Raw genomic sequence first — 1,294 nt, 5'->3', positions numbered from 1 at the left:
TATTTGCGAATTGGAAGAAATGGCCGCAAGGTTGATAATTGGTCTGGTAAACAAGGCGGAATAGGGGTTAACGTTAATATTAAAAATGGCGCATTAAGCTCGCAAGGTATCGACTACTCTAAAAATTTATATACTGAACACCCAGATACCCATGTATCTTTTTCTGGCCTTGTAGTTCCTTACTGGGAAGAAATTATCAACATAGTTAAAGACGCAGCTCTACAATTTCCTAATCTTAGGGCGTTAGGTTGGGATATAGCATTAGCTGAAGACGGACCGTTAGTTTTAGAGGTCAATGCAGATTATGATATTTTAGCTCAACAAACCTGTACACAGGCCTTCGGTGAAAATAAAGTCTTTTACAATGAACTCGTAAATTATGCTAAGAATACGCCCTATTCAAAGTATTTTGCAGTGCATTCTAGTTAAGTTTGATTTCGCTTAAGTAGAAGTTAGTTCTTATATATTTGTGTTAGTTCGCTGTTTGCATTAGTAAGCAAAAGTTTAAAAAGGAAGTTAGTATGTTTAATGTTATTAATAAAGGTAGGGTAACTTATCTCTATAACGAATTTGTTGTAAAAATGCTTCGTGACAAAGATAGAAAGCCATTGATACAGCAAGTCAAAGAACTTTATTCACTAACAAGGGCAATAAAGTTTTGGCCGCACAATTACTTTAAATACGATGGTTATAAAAAAGGTAAAAGCTTAGACGAAGTCAAGTTATACGCAACTGGTTTGCTTTTTGCTCAATTTAGGCAAGATTGTATAAACGATAATAGATATACAGTGTTTGCAGACGATAAATTTTTATTTCATAAATTGATGGCCGATGCCGGTATACCGACAGCAAAATTAATTAATGTTATTTCGTACAATGCTTTTACAAATGAGTATAAAGGGCTGAATAGCGTTAATGCTGAAGTTATATTAAACGCGATTTCAGCCGAGGCTATAGTGATTAAGCCAGTAATCGATTCGCAACAAGGGGCTGGAGTAAATGTAATAAATGTAAATTCACATACTGGCAAAAAGTTTGAAGTGTCTGGAGAGGGCTATAACTCAACAGAATTACTTAAAAAACTATTTACTGAATATTCTGGCAGCTATTTAATTGAAGAAAAAATACAACAGCATTCATTTAATCACCGTTTATATCCTGAAGCTGTAAATACAATTAGAGTCGACTCACTGCTTACAAAATCAGGCGAAGTAATTATAAATTCAGCTTATTTGCGAATTGGAAGAAATGGCCGCAAGGTTGATAATTGGTCTGGTAAACAAGGCGGAATAGG

2 protein-coding genes are annotated in these 1,294 nt (G+C 34.6%); both read left to right on the top strand.

Annotated elements, in window-relative coordinates; genetic code table 11:
• Positions 1–429 (top strand): sugar-transfer associated ATP-grasp domain-containing protein (locus tag AN389_RS19475; RefSeq protein ID WP_327077943.1); only part of this gene is annotated, 429 nt, incomplete at its 5' end.
• A gap of 92 nt (positions 430–521) precedes the next feature.
• On the top strand, positions 522–1,294 hold a 773-nt coding region (locus AN389_RS19470), incomplete at its 3' end, for a sugar-transfer associated ATP-grasp domain-containing protein (protein ID WP_200911314.1).

It is taken from the genome of Pseudoalteromonas sp. P1-7a, from assembly GCF_001401855.1.
GTDB lineage: Bacteria > Pseudomonadota > Gammaproteobacteria > Enterobacterales > Alteromonadaceae > Pseudoalteromonas.
Note: the sequence above shows the minus strand (reverse complement) of the source record. Positions and strands in the feature narration are given on the sequence as shown.